Source organism: Acinetobacter sp. YH01021, assembly GCF_013420255.1.
Taxonomy (GTDB): domain Bacteria; phylum Pseudomonadota; class Gammaproteobacteria; order Pseudomonadales; family Moraxellaceae; genus Acinetobacter.
In genome coordinates this window covers 230,208-251,291 of sequence record NZ_VOYO01000003.1, presented here as the reverse complement: position 1 = coordinate 251,291, position 21,084 = coordinate 230,208, and the positions used below count along the sequence as shown (strand labels likewise).

Below are 21,084 nucleotides of genomic sequence, written 5' to 3'. Positions count from 1 at the left end.
CATGGTTGAACTGAATCAAGATCAAGTCTGGATGCGCCGGGCCATTGAATTGGCTCGTCAAGGGCAATATTCCACCAAACCGAATCCGAATGTCGGCTGCGTCATTGTTAAAGATGGTGTGATTGTTGGAGAAGGTTTTCATCCTCAAGCCGGCCAGCCACATGCTGAAGTGTTTGCGTTGCGTCAGGCCGGTGAACAGGCACGTGGTGCAACCGCTTATGTGACTTTAGAACCTTGTGCGCATTATGGCCGTACGCCGCCTTGTGCCAAAGGTCTGGTGGAAGCAGGTGTGGCTAAAGTTGTCGTGGCCTGTCCTGATCCCAATCCGCTAGTGGCCGGAAAGGGCGTACAGATCCTGAAAGATGCGGGCATTGAGGTAGACGTTGGCATCTGTGAAGATGAAGCGCATGAGCTGAATCAAGGTTTCCTGAAAGCCATGGCGACTGGCATGCCTTATGTGCGTTTAAAAATTGCCTCAAGCCTGGATGGCCGTACCGCAATGGCATCGGGTGAATCGAAATGGATTACCGGTGTGGAAGCGCGTCAGGATGTACAGCATTGGCGTGCGATTTCAGGCGCAGTGATCACCGGAATTGATACGGTTCTTGCGGATGACTGTGAACTGAATGTGCGTCAACTGGATGGCCTTGAAGATATCAAGACTGTGGTGCAACCGAAACGGATTATTCTGGACCGTCAGGGGCGTTTACCACTCAACGCAAAAATTTTAGTGCAACCTGAAACAGTGATGGTCATGGGGCCATTTCGTCAAGAGCTTGCAGACCTGGGTGTGCTACACTTGCCGGTACAGCCTTTAGCAGAATTATTAAAGCAACTGGTTCAGCAGCATCAGATTTATGATGTCCTGGTGGAAGCAGGGGCGACCTTATCTACGGCATTTTTACAACAAAAATTGGTTGATGAACTGATCAGTTACGTTGCACCGACCCTATTGGGTCAGTCTGCGCGTACCATGTTTAATGCAGAGTTTAGCCATATGGCCGAACAACTCCGATTTAAGCTGCGCGATGTAACTCGCTTAGGTGATGACGTGCGCTTCAGGCTAATTCCTTTTCAAGAGACACTATGAGTTCAGAGTCTACGGTTTATCATAAACGTCGCCATGCGGCACGTACCACCGATGAATATCTTTTCCATCAGCTGGTTCCTTATCTAGGTAACAAACGCCGTTTACTGCATTTAATTCTGGAAGCGTTGGAAAGTACAGGAACCCTGAAACGTAGCGATGGTCGTGCGCCGATTTTTGCTGACTTTTTTGCAGGTTCAGGCGTGGTCTCGCGCTTGGCCCGTCAGAATGGCTATCGTGTGATTGCCAATGACTGGGAGCCGTATAGCCACGCGCTGAATCATGCGGTACTGGCCTGTACTGAAGCACCGGCATTTAAAGAACTCGGTGGCTATCAGAAAGCGATTGATTATCTGAACCGTCTGCCGGAAGTTAAAGGCTGGGTGACGCATAACCTGTGTCCGCGTAATGATGAAATTTATGATCCAGCCCGTGATCGTTTGTTCTTTAAACGTCGTAACGGCATGCGTATTGATGCCATCCGTCAGCAGATTGCAGCCTGGCAGGCACAAGGTGCAATTGATGATGTGGAAATGTCTGCCTTGCTGGCACCCTTGCTGTATTCCGCCAGTTTTGTCAGCAATACTTCAGGCGTTTTCAAAAGCTTTCATCATGGCTGGGGCGGGAAAACCCAAACTGCGCTGGAACGGATTGAATCATTGCTGTGGCTGACTCCAAGCCGTTTTTGCGAGTCGGATCAGAAAAAGGGAATGGCCGCAGAAATGTGGTGTGTCGATGCCCAGCATCTGGCCAACCAGATGAGCGGCTTTGAAGTAGATGTAGCTTATCTGGATCCACCGTATAATCAGCATGCTTATAGCAGTAATTATCATGTGCTGAATGCGCTGACCTTATGGGATCAGGCCGATTTACCGACTCCGGATACCAAGGGCTTTAAGAGCGGGATTGACCGGGCATGGCGCAAAGAGCGTCCGAGCCAGTACAATTCCTCTAAATATGCCAAAGAAGCTTACGAGAGCCTGTTGGCCACCATCAATGCACGTTTCATTCTGACCAGTTATTCAACTGACGGTAATATCAGCGCTACCGATTTGTTACAGGCCAATCTGAAACGTGGCCGGGTGACCTTGCTAACCCAGGATGTGCCGCGTTATCGTGTTAGCAAACAGCGCCAGTCTGAACGTGCCCGCGTGCTGGAATTTATTGTGATTACCGATACCCACGCCAAGTCAGGTCCACCGATCCGTCAATTACTCAGCCAGCTGCATCATTATGCAGAATTGGGTGGTGTGGATACGACCGGCGTTAGTACCCAGTTGGCCCTCTGGTAAAAGAATTGAAAAGGAAATAAAAATGTTTACAGGTATTATCGAAAGCCTCGGCAAAGTCGAAAGTCTGCAAAGCGTTGGCGGCGATGTACGTTTACGCATCCAGACCGATCTGGACATGTCTGATGTACATCTAGGTGATTCTATCGCGACCAATGGTATCTGCCTGACCGTGATCGACTGGGGCGAGAACTGGTATGCGGCTGATGTTTCCCGTGAAAGTCTGAACCGGACCACGCTCGGCACCTGGAAAGCCGGTCAACCTGTCAATGTTGAAAAAGCCATGTTGCCGACTACGCGTTTTGGCGGTCATATTGTGTCAGGTCATGTCGATGCAGTCGGCGAGATCACGCTGGTTCGTGAAGATGCCCGCTCGATTTATTATGAAGTGACTGCGCCTGCTGAAATTGCCAAATACCTGGCAGAAAAAGGCTCGGTTACAGTTGATGGTATTAGCCTGACGATTAATCATTTGCGTGGCAGTGTGATCAGTCTGAACCTGATTCCGCATACCGCTGAACGGACCAATATCGGTACCTGGAAAGTCGGTAGCAAGGTCAATCTGGAAGTGGATGTATTGGCACGTTATATCGAGCGTTTATTGCTCGGTGATAAAGCCGCTGAAACCACTGAACAATCAAAAATCAGCATGGATTTCCTGGCTGAAAATGGTTTCTTAAAATAAGAGAAATGTTGATTTACTGAACAGTCTGATTGAAAAATTAGACTGTTTTTTTATTTTTCGGGATAATCAGCAGTTCAACTTGCAAATATTGCCTTGGTGGACGGGTCGAATGCTCGATTTTTTACTTAACTTGGAACAGTCATTGCCGCTATTGCTCGATCAATATGGGGTATGGATTTATGCAATCCTGTTTCTGGTGATTTTTGCAGAAACCGGTTCAGTGTTTTTCTTTTTCCTGCCCGGCGACAGTCTATTGCTGGCTGTGGGAGCTTTGTGCGCCAGCAGCGATCTGGTGACCCTGCATTCGATGGGGCTGTTGTTATTCACTGCCTCGGTGTTGGGCTATAGCGTGAATTATTACACCGGAAAAGTTCTCGGTTTAAAATATTTCAATCAACATTCACGTTATTTCAAGCCGGAATATATGGTGAAAACCAATCACTATTTTATGAAACATGGCGGTAAAACCATTTTAATTGCACGTTTTATTCCCTTTGTCCGCTCATTTGGCCCTTTTGCCGCCGGCTCAGCGCATATGAGCTTTGCCACATTCAGCTTTTATAATATTGCGGGTGGCATCCTCTGGATTGGCACTTTATTAAGCATTGGCTATCTGCTTGGAAATGCTGCCTTTATGCTGGCAGATTTTTTCTAAGACGCAACATAGAAGACAAAAAAGCCCGAATTTTCGGGCTTTTTTAATCTGAAAGGATCATTTAAATATTGCGTGGCTGGTCAGAAAATTCTGAATTTTTCAGCATATACTCGATTTCTTCTTTGGCCGCCGCACGCATTTTTTCACGAAGTGCATTCACGGTCTGTTCAATCACGGTTTCTGCCTCAAGTTCCAGACGTAAACGCACACTTTCTAATTCGGATAAAATGGACTGGTCCTCAATCTGGATGCGACCTTTGGCAAAATCAAAAGTCGTTTCAGGATTTTTTGCATAACGTGCGACATAGTGCTGCACTTCAGCCTCTAGATGCGTATTTATTTCAGCAAGCACCTGACTCTGTTCGCTAAATTTACGCTGTTCCTCATGACGTAGCTGTTCTTGATAGGCCTGTTCTTCAGCACGTTTCTCGGCCAAGGCTTTTTCAAGCGCGAGCTGTTTGCGAATACGGGCTTCTTCAATTAATTCGGCCTTGCGCTGTGCATAGGCAGCTTCAATCTTGCGTTCAGATTCTTGCTGTAAGCGCTGGTCGCGACTCTGCCATTCTTCCAAAGACGTTTCTGGCTTTAAAATATCGCAGATCCGAGAGAGGTCATCGATAAAGGTCTGACGTACAGCTTCCGGCACATTTAACCAGCGCTGTTTAAAATCGGGACCTACATTTAATGCCACGTGCCTCTCCTTGTGGATGATATCGGTTAAAGCTTATGGGTGTCCGGCTCAATACCTAAACGACGATATTGCTTGAATTTTTCACGTCCCAGCTGTTTAGCCGTTTCATGGTTTTCAATGATCTCAATAATGTGACTAAATTTTGCGTAAGGTTCAAGTGCTTCCGGATTAAAATTGAAAATAATCCAGTCGGACTGTTCCGGCAGTGTTGCCGAAATACAGACTGTTGACTCAGGCTGGTCAATACCATGTGGAATAAAGCTGCTGGGGTCAAAACTCCACAAACGTTCATCTAGCTGCTGTTGCAATGCTGCATCGGCACATAATAACCAGATCCGCGCCGGCTGACGCAGAATCTTACGGCATAAACGACAAGTGCTGTCCACTTGTCGTTCAGGGCTTTTTTCAAATAAATAAAAGCTGACTTTAGCCATTGCTTTGAACGCGATTCGCCAGGAATTGCATTAATAATGGGACTGGACGGCCCGTTGCGCCTTTATTGGTACCTGAGTTCCACGCTGTGCCTGCAACATCGAGATGTGCCCAGCGATATTCACGGGTAAAACGTTGCAGGAAGCAGGCTGCAGTCACAGAACCGGCTTTTGGACCACCGATATTGCCAATGTCCGCAAATGGCGAGTCGAGCTGTTCCTGATAGTCATCCAGTACTGGCATACGCCATACCCGGTCAAATGAATGCTGGCCGGCAGCTTCTAGTTCTGCTGCCAGTTTATCATCTGGTGTGAACAGACCAGTTAGCACCGAACCTAAAGCGACCACACAGGCACCAGTTAAGGTTGCGATATCAATCACCAAAGCAGGGTTAAAACGTTTTACATAGGTCAAGGTATCACATAGCACCAGACGACCTTCGGCATCAGTATTCAGGATTTCAACCGTCTGACCGCTCATGGTCGTTACGATATCGCCAGGACGGGTGGCTTTGCCTGAAGGCATGTTTTCTGCTGCAGCGATGGTTCCCACCACATGTAGAGGTAAACGGGCTTCGCACAATGCACGCATTGTACCGAGTACAGAGGCTGCGCCGCACATGTCATATTTCATTTCGTCCATGCCTGCGCCTGGTTTAAGGGAAATACCGCCGGTATCAAACGTAATGCCTTTACCCACCAAGACTACCGGTGCTTCGCTACGCTCTGACTGATATTCCATGCTGATAATCCGACCAGGACGCTCTGAACCTTTACTTACCGCAAGGAAGGTACCCATGCCTAAATCTGCCATCTGCTGTTCATCTAGCACAGTGACTTTAAGCAGCTCCGGATATTCGGCCGCCAAAGCCACTGCCTGTTCTGCAAGATATTCAGGGAAACAGATATTGCCTGGGCGGTTACCTAGATCACGTGCCAGGTTTTGTCCGCTTTGCACCGCTTGTACCAGTTGCAACTGCTCGGTAGTTAAGACGCTATGGGTGGCAATCAGGTCGATCTGCTCGAGCACAAATTCATTCTTCTTGGATTTATATTCATCATAACCATAGCTGGCCTGAGTCAGGAAGAGCGCAAACAGATAATGGAATTCTTGTGGAAGTTGTGTCAGATCTACAGAAATCTGTTTGAATTTTTTTTGAGTGACTTGAATAATAGTTTGCGCGATTTTTGCAAGTTTTGCCGGTTGCAGTTCAGCGACCTTGCCTAAACCAATTAGTGCTGCATGGCTGGACTGGCTCACCTGACCAATCAGGCTCAGGCTTTCCGCCAACGCTGCCTTGAATTGAGAGGCTTCAATTAATGTGTCTAAATTATTGATTTGATAGGTTGCGGTTGTATTCTGAAGTTGTTCTGAGTCAACTAAAATCAACAAAGATTGACTTGATCCATTCTCTGGGAATGACGTATTAATTGTAAGTTTCATATTCTGTTTTCACGCCTGTCTAGATGGGTAAATCATTCAGTCATTGAAACATTTATCCGAATAGATTTTCAATGGGCAGGGCGGCCTAGGTTTTATATTTTTGCTATTCGGGTAAACTAGCACTCGTTTTATGGACCTTATTTTGGAAGAATTAATTTGATTATTCGGCGTTATCTGGTCAAGCAAGTTGTCTCGACATCCTTGGTGGTGATTGCCTTATTGACCTTGATCATGATGGGCGGTCGACTGATCAAGTATTTTGGTGTCGCGGCGCAAGGCCGTCTGGATGCAGGCATTTTATTTAGCATTATTGGCTACCGTTTGCCTGAATTCTTGACCCTGATTCTTCCGCTCGGTTTCTTTATTGGACTGATGCTGGTGTTTGGCCGTTTATATGTCGACCATGAAATGGCCGTGATGAATGGCAGTGGCGTCAGTCGGCATCAATTGGCGCGTCTACTGGTGCCGATGACCCTGATGTTTTTGATTGCTCAGGCCGGATTGATGCTGTGGGCTGCGCCGTGGGGCATTCGCCAGTTTGAAGCCCTGACCACCAGTCAGGCGGTACGTACCGGCTTTGACCTGGTGCGACCGAAAGAATTTATCTCCTCTGGGCCCTATACCATTTATGCCGGTGACCTGTCAGAAGACCGTAAAAATTTAAAAGATATTTTCTTTTATCAGCGTGCGGAAAAAGAAGGCAAACCGGATGTGATGATTCTGGCGCAGGAAGCCACCCGAATTGAAGTACCGAATGATGCTGCCAATGTGGTCGATCTGGTTAATGGACGCCGTTATGAGATCTATCCGGGTACACCGCAATATACTCAAGCTGAATTTGAAAGCTATCGTCTGCGCTTAGAAAGCGATGAAGAAGCGCAATTTGCCAGTACTGAAGTTGAGGCCTTACCGACCTCGCAATTGTGGCAGAACCGTCAGGATCCTGTGGTGGCCAGTGAGTTGGGCTGGCGGGTGTTTGTTCCTTTTGCGATTCTGATTGCCCTGATTCTGGCTGTGGCCTTGTCTGAAGTGAGTCCACGACAGGGTCGATATCTCAAGTTATTTCCTGCCCTCATGATTTTTGCCAGTCTGATTGTGGCCCTGATGGCAGTGAAGACGCGGATCAGTAAAGAAGAAATGGGCATTTGGGCCTATCCATTGATTCTGATTGCCTATGCAATTGCGGGTGCCTTGTTCTCGCGTAAACAGAAATTAGGCCCGAAAATCAAGAAACAGATTCAGCGAGTGAGGTCTTAACAATGTTGGCACGTCGTATAGTTGCAAAACATGTGACCCAAACCACTGCGCTGGCGATGCTGGGTGCAACCGCGGTATTGGCGGGTTTACAGGTATTATTTACTTATCTGGGTGAGCTTGGTTCGCTCAAAGATGGTTATGGTGCCTGGGATGCCTTGAAATATGTGCTTTGGGGCGCACCAAATTATTTATATGAAATCCTGCCGATTTCTGCACTGATTGGTGCAGTTTTAGGTCTTGGTACATTAGCCTCGAATAGTGAGCTGATTGTGATGCGTTCGGTCGGCGTGAGCTTATGGCGTATTGTCGGGTGGGTGATCCGTTCAGCACTGTTGTTGGTGGTGTTGTCATTTGCCCTGAGCGAGTGGGTCATTCCTTATACCAATGAACAGGCCAAAGGCGTAAAAAGTGCCAGTAAAGCCGCTCAGCTCGGTGAAGTTCGTGGTTACTGGACTCGGGAAGGGCAGCGCTTTATTTATATCGATTATGCTAACTCGCAAGGTCAGTTGAAAAATGTGCAGATGCTGGACTTTGACCAGAACTATCGTTTGCGCGGTACCTTGCACGCAGATCAGGGCCAATTCGTCAAAGATGGTTCCTGGACGCTGGACAACACAGAGCAGTTCGATATTTTACAAAATGGCAATGCCACGCTGGTCAAGCAGCAACAGCAACCTTTAGCGCTGGCATTACAGCCCAAATATGTGCATATGGTGACGATTGATCCTGAAGATTTATCGCCGAGTCAACTGGTTAGTTTCATGAGCTATATGCATGAATACAGCCAAGTGCCGAAAACCTATCAGTTAGCCTTCTGGCAAAAACTCGGTTCGCCTTTTGCCCTGATCGCACTGGTGGTGATTGCCTGTTCATTTATCTTCGGGCCATTACGTCAGCAATCCATGGGGTTCCGTCTGGTGATTGCCTTATTTGCCGGCCTAGGTTTTTTCTATCTGCAGGACTTCCTCGGCTATGCCAGCTTGATTTACGCACCATCTCCGGCCTGGTTCGTGTTTATTCCGATTCTGATCATGTTCGGTATCGGCGTATACTTGCTGCATCGGGCACGCTAAACCATAGGAAAATAGAACAAATCAATCATCATGAGAGGCTTAAACCATATACGGGTCATGGCCTCTTTTTATAAACTTCGCTAAAATAGAGCGATTAATTCGTAGACGAACAGAGTATTTCATTATGACGGATGTAACTGCTGGCAAAATCCCTCATGTTTTGGTGATTATGGATGGTGTGGGTCATCGCGAAGCGGTCGAAGACAATGCGTTTTTAGCAGCTAAACGACCAAATTTAACTGCGATACAGGACAAGCATCCGCATGGTTTGATCTCGGGTTCAGGTGAAGATGTTGGCCTGCCAGATGGCCAGATGGGTAACTCTGAAGTCGGACATATGAACCTCGGCGCAGGTCGTGTGCTGTATCAGGACTTTACCCGGATTACCAAAGACATTCGTACGGGCGACTTCTTTGAACATGAAGTGTTGGTCGATGCGGTGGAGAAAGCCAAAGCTTCAGGTGGGGCAGTACATTTGCTTGGTCTTTTGTCTGAAGGCGGTGTGCACTCACATGAAGATCATATCGTGGCGATGGCTGAACTGGCCCTGAAACGCGGTGTGAAAGTCTATTTACATGCATTTTTAGATGGTCGTGATACACCGCCTAAAAGCGCACAGCCTTCTTTAGAAAAGCTTGATGCCTTATTCGCACAATATCCAGGTCAAGGTCGTATTGCGACTGTGATTGGCCGTTATTTTGCCATGGACCGTGATAACCGTTGGGATCGTGTTGAACAGGCCTATCGGTTGTTGACTGAAGGTGAAGCGGTTCGTACAGCTGCCAGCGCAGTTGAAGGTTTGGAACAGGCTTACGCAGCCGATGAGTCGGATGAGTTTGTTAAAGCGACCCGTATTGGCGATCTGGCGAAAATTCAGGATGGCGACAGCGTCGTATTCATGAACTTCCGTGCCGATCGTGCCCGTGAATTGACTCGCGCATTTGTAGAAAAAGACTTTGCAGGTTTTGAACGTAAAGTCGTGCCGAATTTGGCGAAGTTTGTCATGCTGACGCGTTATCAAGCCACGATTGATGCACCTGTAGCGTATATGCCTGAAGCGTTGAAAAACTCGATTGGTGAATACTTATCTGATTTGGGTAAAACACAGCTGCGCATTGCGGAAACAGAAAAGTATGCGCATGTGACTTTCTTCTTCAGCGGCGGCCGTGAAGATGAATACCCAGGTGAAAAACGTATCCTGATTCCATCGCCAAACGTAGCCACTTATGACCTTAAACCGGAAATGAGTGCTTATGAAGTGACTGATGAGCTGGTGGCTGCGATCAATTCAGGTGAATTTGACCTGCTGGTGGTGAACTTTGCCAATGGTGATATGGTCGGTCATACGGGTGTATTCGATGCTGCGGTGAAAGCTGTTGAAGCGGTTGATACCTGTTTGGGCCGGGTTTATGAAGCGGTAATGGCGCAAAAAGGTCATATGATTGTGACTGCCGATCATGGTAACGTAGAGCAGATGCAGGACTATCACAGTGGTCAGGTACATACTCAGCATACCACTGAATTGGTTCCGTTTATTTATGTCGGCCCAACTCAGGCCACGATCGCAGAAGGCGGTGTATTGGCAGATGTAGCACCGACTTTATTAAGTCTGATGCAAGTTCCGGTACCTGCTGAAATGCAAGGTCGTAACCTGATTCAGCTTGATGCATAATTTTCGATAAAATTCTAAAAAGGTCAAAGAATGGCAAGAACACGCTGGAAGTCTGTTGTAATACCATGCTTACTGATGTGTTTGAGTCATTCAGCTTGGGGTGCGGGTTCAAATGAGCCGGCATTCGATGATATGGAAATGGATGGGCAGGTCTATTCCGAAATTCCTGTGGCATCCATTCAAGAATTCGTACAAATTTATGGCATCGTAAAAGATAATTATATTCAAGATAAAAATGACGATGCCTTGTTTCAACAGGCCATTCAGGGTCTGGTCAGTGGCTTAGATCGCTATTCCCGTTATTTGTCGCCTGAAGATTATAAGCAACTGCGTGAATATACCGAAGGTGATCTGGCCAGCATTGATTTTGATCTGCAATTTGACCCGCGGTTGAAGCAATGGGTAGTTCAGGGACTGAGTTCCGATGCTGATTCAGCCAAGCAGGGACTTCGAAATGGCGTCACGGTTTATAAAATTGACGATCAGGTATTAAATAGCCTGAATCAGGAACAAGTCCGGCAGTTATTGAGCGGAGCCGTTGGCTCTACGCTCATGATTCAGCTCTCCCCGCAAAGTCCGGCCGTTCGTCTGGTCCGCAATACCAAACTGGATACTGAAATTAAATCGAGCCTGCACAATAATCAGGTTCTGGTTTTACAGGTCAAGGTTTTTCAGCAAGATACTGCCAATGAAATCAAACGTCTAATCGAAAGCTATGCCGACAAGCGCTTAAAAGCCGTGCTATTTGATTTACGCAATAATCCCGGTGGCTTACTCTCGGCTGCAGTTGAATCTGCCGATTTATTTTTGAATCAGGGCGTGATTGTGTCGACCAAAAGCCGCGCTGAAGGTAATCAGCAATTTCAGGCCTTGCCGAGTTTTGAGTTTCAGAATCTGAAAGTTGGGGTATTGATTAATAACCGCTCGGCTTCTGCAGCAGAAGTGTTTACAGCAGCCCTGAAAGAACATAACCGTGCCTGGGTCGTAGGCGAAAAAAGCTATGGCAAAGGCGTAGTACAGAAACTCTTTCCTTTAAGCAACGGTTCGGCTCTACAGATGACAGTATCGCAATACTTTAGCCCGAGTGGCCAGATGATTGAAGGGCGGGGCGTACAGCCGCATTTCAACTATCCGTTTAAGCAGGAAATGCGTGAGGAGAGTTATCTGGAACATGTCACAGACTTGCTGCTCCTGCAAAAATAATTATTCGTCTTCTTCGGTATCCAGTCCGAACTTTTTCAAACGATAGCGCAGGGAACGGAATGACATGCCGAGTTTTTTGGCGGCCAGTGTCCGGTTCCAATGGGTCAGATTCAGCGCATTCAGTAAAATTTCTTTCTCGACCTTTTCCAAATATAGTTCTAGACCCTCTTCAGGCAGCTTTTTAGGTGCAATCAGGGTTTCGGTCGCAATGATCTCGCTGGTGAGCGTATTCATCTCCTGAGGGCTGTTTAGCGCCTGACGCAGCGGTGCACTCTGCAAATGCTGAAGATCAATCCGCTCTTCATCACTTAAAGTAATCGCGCGTTCCATAATATTACGCAATTCACGCACATTACCTGGATAATATTGTCCCAATAAGAACTCTTTGCTACGTTCGGTCAGTTTTTTATTGGGAATGCCCCATTCCTGGCAAATCTTCTGAATGAAATGTTCGGCCAATAGCAGAATATCCTGACCGCGTTCACGTAATGGCGGTAAAGTCAGATCCATTACATGAATACGGAAATATAAATCCTGACGGAATTTGCCTTGTTGCACCAAGGCTTCCAGATCCTGATGCGTGGCACTGATCACACGGAAATCCACATCAATTTCGGTATCCGAACCGAGTGGACGAATACGTTTTTCCTGTACGGCACGTAACAATTTGACCTGCATAGAAAGCGGTAATTCTGCAATTTCATCCAGAAACAGGCTGCCCCCATGTGCAGATTGAATCAGTCCCTGTTTGTCCTGAGCAGCGCCGGTAAAGCTGCCTTTTTTATGTCCAAACAGTTCACTTTCCATCAACTCAGTCGGAATGGCGCCACAGTTAATCGCAATAAAAGGACCTTCATTGCGGTTACTCAGGCGATGGACCAGATTGGCCACGACTTCTTTACCTGTTCCCGATTCACCCGTGATAAAAACCGGTGCTTGGGATCGGGCAATTTTTTGTAAGGTAATACGTAGTTGCTGGATCGGCAGGGATTGTCCAATCAGCATTTTATGTTCAAGCGCTTCATTTGGATTATTATGCGAATAATCCACCGGTTTATTCAGGGCTTTTTGTAAGAGTTGTTCCAGATGTTTCTGATTGATCGGTTTGCTGACAAAATCAAAGGCCCCGGCTTTGAGCGCAGCAATGGCGATTTCCATGTTGCCATAGGCGGTCAGAACTGCGACCGGAAGTGCCGGATAGAGGCTGCCAATCCAGTCCAGTAACTCCAAACCATTGCCATCGGGCAGGTTTAGGTCAGTCAGACAGGCATCATATTGATGATTGGCAAGGCATTTTTTAGCATCTTCCAAACGGTGGGCAATGTGCGTACGAATTCCCATGCGCAGCAATGACATTTGCATGAGGGTACACAAATCTTCCTCATCATCCACCAAAAGCACCAGTGGTTGTTGTTCCCCATTCATCTTCCTTGACCCCTTTAAAGCGTAATACGTTGACAGCTGATGCGAAAGCATGCGCCCTGTTCTTGTTGTATATAGTTTAATTGTGCCTGATTTGCTTCGCAAAAACTATGTGATAAATACAATCCTAATCCGGTACCACTAATCGATGTGCTAAAAAAGGGTTTGAACAATAGAGCTTGATCATGTACGGCTACGCCAGAGCCAAAATCCCGTACATCAATCCAGACCCGATGTTCATAAGGATGCACATTCAGCTGAATATAGGCTGCATCTGCTGAATTGTGACGAATGGCATTACGAATCAGATTAATCAGGATTTGCCGGAATTGTGCTTCATCAAACTGAATCACTAGCGGAATATCAATATTAAATTGAATCTGATCGCGAATATCGGCCAGATCTTCCTGGATAAATAACGGGATAAATTCATTGAGATGAATCGGTATCGGGTGGGTTTCTTTATTTTTGACCATATTCAGCGTGTCCTGAATAATCCGGTCAATCCGGGTCGCCTGTCGGCCAATCATCTGCTGGAGTAGCTGTTGCTGTTCAGTTTCTGAGTCCAGATACAAATCATTGGCCTGCACAATGGCCGCCAAGGGGTTACGAATTTCATGGGCAATACTGGCTGAGAGTTGACCCAGTGCAGCAAGTTTAAGTTGCTGCACCTGCTGATTCAGTTTTTTGGCATCCTGTAACACCAGTAGCATTAGAGTCTGATGCGGCACAATCAGTTTTTGCACCTGCACATGAATATTATAGCGACTTTGCTGGGATTCAAACTGAAAGCGCTCACCATTTTCTAGCGTTTCAAAATGGATCAGTTCAAATAAATCTGGCTGTGATTGAGATAAAGTAAATTTCTCATGGCCGTATTTGGACTCAATTCCAAGAAGATTACAGGCGGCAGGATTACTGAGTACCACATGATAGTTTTCATCCAGAACCAGATAACCGGTTTCAATCTGTTCCAGAATATAGCGGTTAATATTCTGTAAGCGATGCAGTTCCAGCGATTGAGAAAAATTCAAATTTTCCAGAATCTGAAAACGGCGCACGGCAATTTGTCCAGTGCCATAAACCACAAAAAACAAAAAGGCCAGCAGGGCGCTATTACTGATATTGCTGAGTGAAGAAAACGCAAAAATACTGCCGATAAAATGCTGATAAATAACACTAATGACTGCAATGAGGGTGACGACCAAGGCCTTTTTTGCATCTAATAATAAAGATGCAGAAAAGATAGTAATCACAAACAACAGCCCAATTTGCAGATTAGGACCGTCGCTCGCCAAAGTCAGCAAACTTAAAACGCAGACATCGCTAAAAAAAATTATAATCAGCTGCGGCTGGATCAGGCGTCTGATCCATTTCAGCACAAACAGCTGTACGGTATTGATCGCAACCCCGATTCCCAGTGCATAATAATACAGCTGCGGGTATTGATAATCGGTGGTGAGTTCGGGGTAGGTCAGCATAAAAATCAGCAACAAACCGGTGCTGATCAGCAGACGATAAGCGCTGTACCAGATACCGAGATGGTATTGATTCAGTTCAGCATAGTTTTTTTGTTGTGCCATATGCACCGGAAATCGTTAAAAACTAAGGTTTAATGAGTCCATAGCGCATGGCCAGATGAGTCAGTTTAACATCGCTATCGATATTCAGTTTTTCAAAAATACGGTAACGATAAGTATTCACGGTTTTAACACTCACAAAGAGCTTGTCGGCAATTTCTTGGGCGCTGATACAATTCACGACCATCATCGCGACTTGCATTTCACGCTCTGACAATGCATCAAAAGGCGATTGTTGTGTATCAGAAAGGTAAGAGCTTGCTAACTGTTCCGCAATGTCTGCACTGAAATATTTGCCGCCTTGCATGACTTTGTTAATCGCACGGACCATTTCCGAAATCGGGGCCCCTTTGGTGATATAACCTTTGGCACCGGCTTTCAATAACAGGGACGGATAAGGCTCTTCTGCTAAACCGCTAACCGCCAAAACTTTGGTTTCCGGCGCACTCTGAAGTAGACGGCGCGTGGTTTCTACGCCACCAATGCCCGGCATATTCACATCTAACAAAACTACATCAGGATGATGTTGACGAACTAGAGAGATCGCTTCTTCACCAGATTCAGCTTGTCCAATTACCTGAACCTCCGCATGGTCTTCTAGCATTCTGCAAATTCCAGTACGAACTAATTCATGGTCGTCCACAACTAAAACTGTGATCACCTACGCTCTCCCTCTGTTAAAAAAATCATTTTTTTGTTACATAAAGCAAAATAAGCTTGCAATGAAAGTACAAAATTAGCAATCCTATTCGCAAGATTAAATCTGAAACTTATCACACAGTGTCAAGAACAAAAAATGTTCGGCATTGTGTTTAAATGTAAGGCATATTAGAGGTAATACGCAAATCAATCTTACCTCTGTTAGTTGAGTGAAGGAATAGTGAAGAAAATAAACAAGTCTTTAAGGCATCTACTCGGCCTGTCCGTGTTAATCAGCATGAGCACGACAAGTTTTGCTGAAATCATTATGAATTCTGGCACGGCAGAGGACGGTTCCAGCATTAGTTGGTCTTCTGAAGAAGTTAACCAGTTAATGAGCGATGATTTTAATGCGTCAGCCAATGAGCCGTCGCCACCCGGTTCAGCCACAGTGACTACCACTTTGCGTCAGGCCGGCACAGCAGCGCCAACAGCAGCCAAACCTGCTTATACTGCGCCACAGATTATTGATACGAATCATTTTAGTAATCAACCTTCTGTCAATGCACGGGCTGCACTGGTCATGGATGCACAAACCGGTGAAGTGCTGTTTAGCAAAAATACCAATACTGCCTATCCGATTGCATCGATTACTAAGCTGATGACAGCGGTGGTGATTTCTGATGCACGTCTGAATATGTCGGAAAAAATCACCCTGCAACAGGCTGATTTTTCCTGTTCAGGTTGTAAAAGCTCAAGCTCGACACTAAGAGCAGGAGACAGCATGAACCGTGCTGAAGCTTTATTATTTGCTCTGATGAAGTCCGAGAACCCGGCTGCTGCCGCTTTGGCACGAACCTATCCGGGTGGTCGATCAGCATTTATTGCCAAAATGAATGCCAAAGCCAAAGAGCTGGGTATGAATTCTACCCACTTCATGGAGTCGACAGGTTTGCATCCGGGCAACGTGGCATCAGCTCGTGACTTAGGGATTTTGGTGAATACTGCCTCTCAATACGGCCTGATTCGTCAGTTCTCGACCACGCCAAGCTATGACTTTAACTTGGGTTATCGTGTATTGAAATCTAATAATACCAATGCCTTGGTACGTAATGGCGGCTGGAATATCAATATTTCTAAAACCGGTTTTATTAATGAAGCAGGGCGCTGTGTGGTGATGCACACGACTCTGAATAACCGTCCGGTGGCGGTGGTACTTTTAGGCGCAAACAGCTCACAGGCGCGTACCAATGATGCGACCCGTTTAATGAGTTGGGTCAGCCAGCAACCTAAACGAATCTAATTGATTGGTTCATAAAAAACCCTGCAAGTGCAGGGTTTTTTTAATTCTGGCCGAAATTACATATTCGACAGAATAGAGTCTTTAACTTGACTCATAGTTGCATCAATCGACAACATCACGGCATCAGCACATTGCTTGATAGCAGTGTCTGGATCTTTCAGACCGTTACCCGTTACGGTACATACGATCACTGAACCTTCAGCAATTTTACCCGCTTTAATGTCACGGATCGCGCCGCCGACAGACGCAGCAGACGCAGGCTCTACGAATACACCTTCATACATAGAAAGCAGACGTTGAGCTTCAAGAATCTCCGCATCAGTCAGTTCATCAAACCAGCCGTTTGAATCACGAACAACCGCTTTAGCATGATTGAAGCTTTGCGGATTGCCGATACGAATCGCAGTTGCAACAGTTTCCGGATTTTCTACTGGACCGCCACGAAGGAAAGGTGCAGCACCAGACGCTTGATAACCTGCCATGATTGGCAAGCCTGCCGGTTTAGGACCAGTGAAAGCATCAGTTTCAGCATCGTAAACGACTTGCTCAAATTCTTCTTTCGACTGGTTGGCAACCGCTTCGGTATAACCCATCCAGTGCGCAGTGATGTTACCCGCGTTACCGACTGGCAGGCAGTGATAATCCGGTGCACGACCTAAAGCTTCAACAATTTCATAAGCAATGGTTTTTTGACCTTGCAGACGGTACGGGTTGATTGAGTTTACAATCGTTACCGGTGCCTGATCGGCAACTTCTTTAACCAGACGCATACCGTCATCAAAGTTACCGCGAATTTGCATGGTGATCGCACCATACATCATCGCTTGAGCCATTTTACCCATGGCAATTTTGCCTTCAGGGATAAGCACGAATGCTTTGATGCCGGCACGAGCCGCATAAGCAGCCGCAGCCGCAGAGGTGTTACCAGTAGATGCACAGATGATGGCTTTAGAGCCTTCTTCAACGGCTTTGGTCACCGCCATAGTCATACCGCGGTCTTTAAATGAACCAGTCGGGTTTAAGCCCTCGTACTTCACATAAATTTCAACATCTTTACCAATAATGCGTGGAATATTCTCAAGCTTGATCAGTGGAGTATTACCTTCACCCAAAGAGATCGCACGAGTAGTTGCAGACACTGGTAAACGGTCGCGATAGCGGTCAACTAAACCAGTATAACGATTGGCATTCGACATGATGATGTTCCAATTGTGTGTAGAGCTTGGCAAGGGGAATCCTCCCCTCAACCCGATTAATTATCAAGCGATTCTAAACGAATTCGTACAATTTCGCCATGAATGACGGGTAATGCTTGAATTTGTGAAAGCGCTGCATCCATTTTTGATTCGACGATAGGATCGGTCAGAATCACGATAGGAATAAGGTCTTTGGATAAACGCGGTTGCTGCATGATCGCATCAATACTGATGCCGGCACGACTGAGAATCGTGGTCACATCGGCAAGCACGCCCATCTGATCTTCGGCATTAATACGGATGTAATAGCCGGTGGTCATTTGTTCGCGACTCAAGATCGGTAAATCACTGAGCGCTTCAAAAGCCAGTTGTGGAATGGTGCCTGCGCCGTCTTCTGTGTAAATGATGTCACGGACAATATCAACCACATCGGCAACAACCGCAGAAGCCGTTGGTCCCGCACCCGCACCCGCACCATAGTACAGTGTTGGGCCGACCGCATTGGCTTGTACCAGAACCGCATTTTTCACACCATTCACATTGGCAATCAGCTGGTCATCTGGAATCAGGGTCGGGTGTACACGGAGTTCAATCCCGGCATCGGTACGGCGTGCAATACCCAAGTGTTTAATCCGGAAACCGAGGTCTTCTGCATATTTCACATCTTGTGCAGTGATTTTGCCAATGCCTTCAGTAAAGACTTTGTCAAACTGTAGTGGAATACCAAAGGCACATGAGGCCAGAATCGTTAGCTTGTGAGCTGCATCAATTCCTTCCACATCAAAGGTCGGATCGGCTTCGGCATAACCGAGTTCTTGAGCTTCTTTTAGCACGTCTTCAAAAGCGCGGCCTTTTTCACGCATTTCACTAAGAATGAAGTTACCCGTGCCGTTAATAATACCGGCCAGCCATTCAATCTTGTTGGCTGCCAGACCTTCACGAATCACTTTAATAATCGGAATGCCACCAGCCACTGCGGCTTCATAGGCAATCTGTACGGCATTGTCTTCAGCCGCTTTAAACAGTTCGTTGCCGTGTTCAGCCAAGAGTGCTTTGTTGGCCGTTACAATATGTTTGCCATGTTTCATGGCTTCCATAATAATTTCAAAAGCAGGATGAATTCCGCCCATGACTTCCACCACGACGTCTACATCAGGTTGACGTACGATGTCCATCAAGTCGGCACTCTGTTTGACTGATGCTGGCAGATCCAGATCAGGACGTGGACGACGGGTGCCTACATGGGTAATTTCAATTTCACGACCGGTGCGACGTTTGATCTCAGCAGCATTTTCTTTTAATAGTTTCAAGGCACCACCACCTACAGTACCAAGACCGAGGATTGCCAGACGAACTGGTTTCACGTCACACTCCAAATTAAACAGTTTTTTACAAGAGCCTAGATCATAGCTAAAAAACCCGCCCGACTCTAGGGTCATTTCAGAATATCTTTATCTATAAAATAAAGTTAAATAACTTATTAAAATGAGTTATTTAAGCCGATTCAATAATTCCGATGTAGACAGGTAACCACCCAGATAAGTACCTGCTGAATTATAAATGGCAGGGGTACCATTCACGCCCATATTCAGACCCATTTGATATTGATCTTGAACAGGATTTTCACATTTCTCTGCACTAATCTGTGCGCCAGAAATCGCCTGGTCAAAGGCACTACGGCGGTCGGCACTGCACCAGATCGCTTCCATAGCTGGCATATGCTGTTCACCACGTGGCCAGGCGATATAACGCACTTCAATGCCTTTGGCATTCATCTCATCCATTTGCTCATGGAATTTATGACAATATGGACAGCTGACATCAGTAAACACATAGACCACATGCTTTGCTTTACCTTTGGCTGGATAGACCAGCAAGTCTGCTGGCTTGAGTTCGGCAAAGAGTTTATTGTTGATACCTGCTTGCAGGTTCTCGCTGACATTGTGCAGCTGTTTGTCACCGAGACGGATCACATCGCCCTGTATCAGATATTTACCGTCACTGGTGACATAGACCGCAGACATGCCTTCCAGACTCACCCAGTACAGGTTTGGAACTTCAGTGGCTTTAATGTCGGTAATTTTGGCACTGATGCCAGCAGTTTTGAAATGCTTTTCCAACGTAGACGCCAGACGCTGTTCTGCATTACGTTCGGTTAGGGTAGAGGCTTCGCCCGTCGCCGGTGCGCTTGCAGTCAACTCTTGCTTTTTATCGTTGTTAGTGGAATTGGAACATGCAGTCAGACCCAAACCAGCAGCAAGTGTGCAAGCCATAAAAATTTTTGAGCGGGCAAATGTCATAAAAAACCCTTTTCTTCTTGGATTAAAAACAGAGTATTAGCATAACAAAAAAAAATACCCACACGTCAAACTTCTCAGTTTATTCCATCCGGATATGTTTTAAGCACGTGGATGATGGGTGGCATGCAGCTGTTGCATCCGTACCTGTGCCACATGGGTATAAATCTGGGTGGTAGACAGATCACTATGCCCGAGCAACATCTGCACTACGCGTAAGTCTGCGCCATGATTGAGTAAATGTGTCGCAAAGGCATGACGTAAGGTATGCGGTGACAGTTCGGACTGAATGCCGGCCTGCAGCGCATAACGCTTAATCGCATACCAGAAATTCTGCCGGCTCATGATACCGCCATGCTGGGTCAAAAACAGATAATCGGTCGAAGTCCTATACAGTTGCGGACGGGCTTCATTCAGATATTTTCCCACCCATTCACAGGCCATTTGTCCCATTGGAACCAGACGTTCTTTATTGCCCTTACCGACGATACGTAAATAACCCTGTTTTAAGTTGATCAGTTCCAGACGCAGGTTAATCAGTTCGGTCACCCGGAGTCCGCAGGCATACAGCACTTCGAACATGGCTCGATCACGCAGTCCTAATGCCGTGTTGATATTAGGGGCATGAATTAAGGCTTCGACATCTGCTTCGGAGAGATCTTTGGGTAAGGCCCGGCCCAGTTTTGGGGTTTTATGTGCAGCCACCGGATTGTCACTACGCAGTTTTTGCTCGCGCAGAAATTTATAAAATGAACGCAAGGCAGACAGGCAGCGGGCAATCGAACGTGGACTTTTTTGCTGTTTGGTCAGCGCAATCAGTACATCGGAAATATTATCATGATTCCATTCCGGTAGAGGCTTGCTCAGGCATTCTGCACATTGCACCAGATCGGACAAATAGGCATTGCGGGTATGCGGGCTGACCGTTTGTGCAATCAGATAATCACGAAAACCTTGCAAATAACTGAACGCATCAGGAATCTGGACAGGGGCAGGAATACGGGGTTTTTTATTCAGCATAGGGTGAAAGGATCTGATCTGAAAAAGCGATAATCGGGATTGGTATTCTCCACTGTAGTTTAATTTTATGACAGTGTCGATGTGGTATAAGGCTAAATCGAAATGTAATTAATCTTATTTGTTAATTATTCTCATTTGTT

The 21,084-nt window shown here is 46.4% G+C and carries 19 protein-coding genes; 9 read left to right on the top strand and 10 right to left on the bottom strand.

The genetic code is table 11. From position 1 onward, the window contains the following. Position 1 precedes the first annotated feature (1 nt). The 4 genes from ribD (at position 2) to FTT86_RS04450 (ending at position 3,716) form a co-directional block, all read left to right on the top strand. A complete protein-coding gene (gene ribD, locus FTT86_RS04465; protein WP_180180669.1) occupies positions 2 to 1,090 on the top strand; it encodes a bifunctional diaminohydroxyphosphoribosylaminopyrimidine deaminase/5-amino-6-(5-phosphoribosylamino)uracil reductase RibD in 1,089 nt (362 codons plus the stop codon). After that, positions 1,087 to 2,379 carry a DNA adenine methylase gene (locus tag FTT86_RS04460; protein ID WP_004281046.1) on the top strand — a complete coding sequence of 431 codons (1,293 nt, stop codon included), beginning with the start codon at positions 1,087 to 1,089 and terminating at the stop codon, positions 2,377 to 2,379. The genes ribD and FTT86_RS04460 overlap by 4 nt, the downstream gene beginning before the upstream one ends. Before the next feature lie 22 nt (positions 2,380 to 2,401). Further along, positions 2,402 to 3,061, top strand: coding sequence for a riboflavin synthase (locus FTT86_RS04455; protein WP_004732516.1), 660 nt, complete (start codon positions 2,402 to 2,404; stop codon positions 3,059 to 3,061). A 109-nt stretch (positions 3,062 to 3,170) separates the two neighbouring features. Beyond that, entirely contained in the window at positions 3,171 to 3,716 is a 546-nt protein-coding gene (locus FTT86_RS04450; protein WP_005248429.1) for a VTT domain-containing protein, read from the top strand. A 61-nt stretch (positions 3,717 to 3,777) separates the two neighbouring features. On the opposite strand, the gene FTT86_RS04445 is transcribed toward FTT86_RS04450, so the two are convergent. The 3 genes from FTT86_RS04445 to FTT86_RS04435 are packed head-to-tail and all read right to left on the bottom strand — an operon-like array spanning position 3,778 to position 6,282. Continuing rightward, a complete protein-coding gene (locus tag FTT86_RS04445; protein ID WP_004281050.1) occupies positions 3,778 to 4,407 on the bottom strand; it encodes a hypothetical protein in 630 nt (209 codons plus the stop codon). A 26-nt stretch (positions 4,408 to 4,433) separates the two neighbouring features. After that, entirely contained in the window at positions 4,434 to 4,841 is a 408-nt protein-coding gene (locus tag FTT86_RS04440) for a DNA polymerase III subunit chi (protein WP_180180668.1), read from the bottom strand. Next, positions 4,834 to 6,282 (bottom strand): leucyl aminopeptidase, encoded by a 1,449-nt coding sequence (locus tag FTT86_RS04435; protein ID WP_180180667.1) that lies wholly within the window; start codon positions 6,280 to 6,282, stop codon positions 4,834 to 4,836. The genes FTT86_RS04440 and FTT86_RS04435 overlap by 8 nt, the downstream gene beginning before the upstream one ends. A 156-nt stretch (positions 6,283 to 6,438) precedes the next feature. Between FTT86_RS04435 and lptF the strand changes: the two genes are divergently transcribed. The 4 genes from lptF to FTT86_RS04415 all read left to right on the top strand — a co-directional run bounded on the left by lptF (position 6,439) and on the right by FTT86_RS04415 (position 11,487). Beyond that, positions 6,439 to 7,539, top strand: coding sequence for an LPS export ABC transporter permease LptF (gene lptF, locus FTT86_RS04430; protein ID WP_004732503.1), 1,101 nt, complete (start codon positions 6,439 to 6,441; stop codon positions 7,537 to 7,539). A 2-nt stretch (positions 7,540 to 7,541) separates the two neighbouring features. Further along, the gene (lptG, locus tag FTT86_RS04425) at positions 7,542 to 8,612 is read left to right on the top strand and encodes an LPS export ABC transporter permease LptG (RefSeq protein ID WP_180180666.1); all 1,071 of its coding nucleotides are present in this window, start codon (positions 7,542 to 7,544) and stop codon (positions 8,610 to 8,612) included. 124 nt (positions 8,613 to 8,736) lie between these two features. After that, positions 8,737 to 10,284 carry a 2,3-bisphosphoglycerate-independent phosphoglycerate mutase gene (gpmI, locus tag FTT86_RS04420; protein WP_180180665.1) on the top strand — a complete coding sequence of 516 codons (1,548 nt, stop codon included), beginning with the start codon at positions 8,737 to 8,739 and terminating at the stop codon, positions 10,282 to 10,284. A gap of 30 nt (positions 10,285 to 10,314) precedes the next feature. Beyond that, positions 10,315 to 11,487 (top strand): S41 family peptidase, encoded by a 1,173-nt coding sequence (locus FTT86_RS04415; RefSeq protein ID WP_005263947.1) that lies wholly within the window; start codon positions 10,315 to 10,317, stop codon positions 11,485 to 11,487. Here the strand turns inward: FTT86_RS04415 and FTT86_RS04410 are convergent, their stop codons facing one another. From FTT86_RS04410 to FTT86_RS04400, 3 genes are read right to left on the bottom strand one after another with little or no spacing between them, the layout of a single operon-like run. Then, on the bottom strand, positions 11,488 to 12,912 hold the full coding sequence (locus tag FTT86_RS04410; protein ID WP_005263946.1) for a sigma-54 dependent transcriptional regulator: 1,425 nt from the start codon (positions 12,910 to 12,912) through the stop codon (positions 11,488 to 11,490). 14 nt (positions 12,913 to 12,926) lie between these two features. After that, positions 12,927 to 14,492, bottom strand: coding sequence for a PAS domain-containing sensor histidine kinase (locus tag FTT86_RS04405; protein WP_180180664.1), 1,566 nt, complete (start codon positions 14,490 to 14,492; stop codon positions 12,927 to 12,929). Between the two features lie 22 nt (positions 14,493 to 14,514). After that, the gene (locus FTT86_RS04400) at positions 14,515 to 15,150 is read right to left on the bottom strand and encodes a response regulator (protein WP_004281059.1); all 636 of its coding nucleotides are present in this window, start codon (positions 15,148 to 15,150) and stop codon (positions 14,515 to 14,517) included. Positions 15,151 to 15,369: 219 nt separating this feature from the next. On the opposite strand from FTT86_RS04400, the gene FTT86_RS04395 reads away from it, so the two are divergent. Next, entirely contained in the window at positions 15,370 to 16,431 is a 1,062-nt protein-coding gene (locus FTT86_RS04395) for a serine hydrolase (protein ID WP_180180663.1), read from the top strand. Between the two features lie 56 nt (positions 16,432 to 16,487). Here the strand turns inward: FTT86_RS04395 and thrC are convergent, their stop codons facing one another. The 4 genes from thrC to xerD all read right to left on the bottom strand — a co-directional run bounded on the left by thrC (position 16,488) and on the right by xerD (position 20,944). Further along, entirely contained in the window at positions 16,488 to 17,627 is a 1,140-nt protein-coding gene (gene thrC / locus FTT86_RS04390; RefSeq protein ID WP_004281061.1) for a threonine synthase, read from the bottom strand. A 56-nt stretch (positions 17,628 to 17,683) separates the two neighbouring features. Then, the gene (locus FTT86_RS04385) at positions 17,684 to 18,991 is read right to left on the bottom strand and encodes a homoserine dehydrogenase (protein ID WP_180180662.1); all 1,308 of its coding nucleotides are present in this window, start codon (positions 18,989 to 18,991) and stop codon (positions 17,684 to 17,686) included. A 126-nt stretch (positions 18,992 to 19,117) separates the two neighbouring features. Beyond that, positions 19,118 to 19,927, bottom strand: a complete 810-nt coding sequence (locus FTT86_RS04380) for a DsbC family protein (protein ID WP_005101478.1) — start codon at positions 19,925 to 19,927, stop codon at positions 19,118 to 19,120. A 99-nt stretch (positions 19,928 to 20,026) separates the two neighbouring features. After that, positions 20,027 to 20,944 (bottom strand): site-specific tyrosine recombinase XerD, encoded by a 918-nt coding sequence (gene xerD, locus FTT86_RS04375; RefSeq protein ID WP_180180661.1) that lies wholly within the window; start codon positions 20,942 to 20,944, stop codon positions 20,027 to 20,029. Positions 20,945 to 21,084: the final 140 nt, after the last annotated feature.